This is a genomic window from Arcicella sp. GW458-12-2-14-TSB2, assembly GCF_059423785.1.
This window is the reverse complement of sequence record NZ_JBWKYN010000295.1, coordinates 1-3,599: the sequence shown is the minus strand read 5'-3', so window position 1 is coordinate 3,599 and position 3,599 is coordinate 1. Positions and strand designations below refer to the sequence as shown.

Annotated in this window: 3 protein-coding genes; all 3 read right to left on the bottom strand. The window is 34.3% G+C overall.

Going from position 1 to position 3,599, the window contains the following annotated elements:
* Positions 1–134 precede the first annotated feature (134 nt).
* Positions 135–896, bottom strand: coding sequence for an SDR family NAD(P)-dependent oxidoreductase (locus tag AC07XN_RS23775; RefSeq protein ID WP_309924305.1), 762 nt, complete (start codon positions 894–896; stop codon positions 135–137).
* 31 nt (positions 897–927) lie between these two features.
* Positions 928–1,692 (bottom strand): NIPSNAP family protein, encoded by a 765-nt coding sequence (locus AC07XN_RS23770; protein WP_494744852.1) that lies wholly within the window; start codon positions 1,690–1,692, stop codon positions 928–930.
* Positions 1,693–1,771: 79 nt separating this feature from the next.
* The coding region (locus tag AC07XN_RS23765; RefSeq protein ID WP_494744851.1) for an OmpA family protein at positions 1,772–3,599 on the bottom strand (1,828 nt) is incomplete at its 5' end.

Genomic DNA, 3,599 nt, shown 5'->3' with positions numbered 1-3,599 from the left:
CATTAAATGTCCCATGAATTTTTACTATTTTTTGACAAAAAAGCATTTTAAGTGATAAAACTTGGAAAATGATGTATATACAGACATTTTTCTAAATTAAGTATTCACTTTTTAATGTATCAAAATGATAATTTCTATTTTAAAGCCTCACGATTGATAACAGTTGCTGATGCTTGAGCTACTGGAAACAAAGTAATATCTGCCATTACTACGTGTGCAGGTCGAGTTACAGCAAAGGCAATAATATCAGCAATGTCTTCGGCCTTTAAAGGTTCAAACCCTTTATAAATAGCATCTGCTTTTTGTTCATCTCCTTTAAAACGGACCATAGAAAATTCAGTTTCAACAGCCCCCGGCGCTACGTTGGTTACTTTAATACCAAATGGATTTAAGTCCAGACGCATCCCTTCAGAGATGGCCTCTACTGCTGCTTTAGAAGCGCAATATACATTCCCGTTTGGATAAGTACTTTTGCCCGCAATAGAGCTTAGATTAACGATGTGTCCTTGCTTTCTAGCTTTCATCCAAGGCATAATTACTCTCGAAACATATAGTAATCCTTTTACATTGCCATCAATCATAGCATCCCAGTCGTCTGTTGAACCATCTTGAATAGGACCCATGCCATGTGCATTGCCAGCATTGTTCACTAAAATATCTATGTTCTTTGCTGTTTCTGAAAGCGAGTTCAATGCACTTTCTACTTGCTCTTTGTCTCTTACATCAAAAGTTAGTATTTGTACGTCAACTTTTCCTGAAAGACTTTCTTTTAAAGCTTCCAGCTTTTCAATACGCCTTCCACATATAATTAAATTGATTCCTAATTCAGCAAACGCTTCGGCAGTTGCTTTACCAATACCAGAGCTTGCGCCAGTAATAAGGGCTAATTTTGACATTTTATCTATTTTAATGAAATAAAGTCGATGATTATTTCAGAGGAGAAAATTCTACAGGGGTTAAATACTCAGAAGTAACAGTTACCGTTAAGGAGCCTCCTCCCTTTTCTTCTGATGCTTTGCGAACCGCTATCCATTCTGGGTCATCTCTGAAGGACTTAAATGAGGCTATGCCAGCTTCTTGGCTTTTATGAGCTAAAAAGTAAATTAATGTGTTGTCGGCTCCCTGTTCTTTGTCAGTTGGTGTCCAGTAAATAATATTAGTCATACCATGTCTTTCAAACAATTTTAGGGTATGGCTTCTGAATCTCTCTAACAAGAGGGGTAAATTATTGGGCGTAGCTTTATATGTTCTCATCTCAAAAACTCTGTCACCAACACTTTTTAAATTGTTTGGTGAAAAATCAGTAGTTTTCAAGAAAGTACTTTCTACTTTAGCTACTATTTCACCGTTGGCATTCGTTTCTTTCGCTACTTTTATCCAACCCTTATCGTTTGAAAAGTCTTTCCATGATTTTTCACGGGCTTCACGTGATGGATACGATAACACATAGACCATTTTATGGTCTTTATTATCCAAAGGCAACCAAAAGCCTTCTAAGTGCATTTTATGTTTTTTAAAATAGTGTAAAGTATGTTCTTTAAACCTATTCATCAGAACATCAAATTTGCCCTCACTTGCATAATATATTCTTAATTCATAAACACGGCTGTTAGCATCGTCAGTTTTGTTGATAGCTAATATGGAAAAACTTGTCAACATACATACAAGGAAGGCTAAAATTGGGCTTTTCATAGTTTTTTAAAATGGTTAATTTTTATATCCTGTAATTTATGAATTTTAAAGATACATAGCATGAGTAAGTTACTAAAACTTATAAAATTGTCAGTTCTACTCGTCTATTTCTCTTTTTGTTTTCTTCAGAATCATTCGGAAAAAGAGGTCTGTTGCTTCCATAACCTTTGTAATGCAATCTCCTTTCTTCAATTCCTTTACTTACTAAATAATTATAAACTACGCGAGCTCTGTTTTCTGAAAGAGCTAGGTTTAGTCTTGTATCTCCAATATTATCAGTATGTCCACTAATTTCAATCTTGACTTGTGGGGCACTCTTCAACAGTTCAGCTATCTTGTTCAGCTCTTCGTAGGAAATAGATTGCAAAACAAAACTACTTTGTTCAAAATACACATTATCAAGGGTAATTGCTTGCCCAATTTCTATATTTGCCAAATCTTTAATTTTTGAACTTTCAATAGGGGCTTTAGCGGTAGCTACGCTAGGAGGTGGGGAATTTTTTGAATTATTTAACGAAGGTACCTTTTTCAATAAAACAGTATAGAAAACGGCTTTTTTAGAAGACGCATATTTTACTTGTTCTACTTTCAGCTCATAGTCTTTCGCAAAGGTCTCAATCTGATAAAGGTCTTTGTCCGCTAAAGCTAAATAATATTCTGAAATATCATCTGAAGTATTTACAGTGAAAGATTTTTTAGTTTTGTTAGCGGTCACCTTAAAAGTGGCACGCAATACTTTCCCACTTGTAGAATCAATTGCCGATAATACTAAGCCCTTGATTTTTTGTTTAGGCATTAAAAAACACTCTAAGTCGGTTTGTTTAATTTTTGATAACTCCTGTTGATACTTTTCAAACCCATTTGTATTGATTTCTAACTGATAAGTATCGTCAGGAGCCAAGCTTACTAGAGCATCTCCATTTTTTAGTCGTTCTATTTTGGGATGATTCGCTTTATTACTAAGATTTGTTACTTCTACTTTGTCAGCAATAACTACTTCACCGTTGAGCTTATTTTTGGCTTTAATGGTTAAGTGTAACAAGCTTTTTTCTAATCGAATGGTGTAATTATACTTCTTGGTAGGGTTAAAATCTGCCATATTAAAAGTACTTTGCTTCGCAATATAGTGTTCGGCAGCAGTTTCAATCGTAAAAATCTCTTGAGTTGTTACCCTAACACTTGCTTTGGCTTCATTTCTAAATACTATATTCCTTTTTAATCGTTCAAGTTTAATATTAATAAATGATTTGACGGGCTTTTCTGTTTCAGCATCTACTACCTCAAAATTTACAGGAAGACTATTTTTATACAATAAAAAGTTGACAGAATTTCCCTGAGGAGCTTTTACTACTTTCTCTTTTAGTTCAATATAATCTTCGGCATTGATGATAAACTCATACTTGCTTGAAAGTTTTAAATTGGCAGCATACTCTTCTGAATTTGCCTTTTTTGAAGCATTCTTAATTTCGGAGGCATCCAAATCAACAATTTTCACTTGAGCATTTTTGATAGACTCTTTGGTATCTGCATCCAATACTTTAATAGATAGCGGATAACGTTCAAAGACTAGAGGGATAGCAAAATCATGATGCGATGTGGTAGTAAAGTCCTTTATCGAGATATTAGAATGAGCATCAGCATAGCCATCAGCGCGTACCACTACTGACAAGTTGTCTTGTTGCGATAATGAAAAAGAGAAAAAAGGGTTCTTATTGTCAGTGCTACCCTTAAAAACCTCTCCCGTTCTTTCAGAAGTAACTATAAAGTCTGCAAGAATACTTTCTTTCGTAGCTTTATTGATAGCAGTGAAATTTATTGTAATATTTTTAAGTGGAATGCTTGACTTATTTGTCTGATTTTGAGGTAATTGTGTTTTTGTTGAATTATTTTTTAGCGTATCTATTAAC

Bases quoted from the DNA above. Each gene is read 5' to 3' on its own strand.
- AC07XN_RS23775 (WP_309924305.1), bottom strand. From the start codon at position 896: ATGTCAAAATTAGCCCTTATTACTGGCGCAAGCTCTGGTATTGGTAAA.
- AC07XN_RS23770 (WP_494744852.1), bottom strand. From the start codon at position 1,692: ATGAAAAGCCCAATTTTAGCCTTCCTTGTATGTATGTTGACAAGTTTT.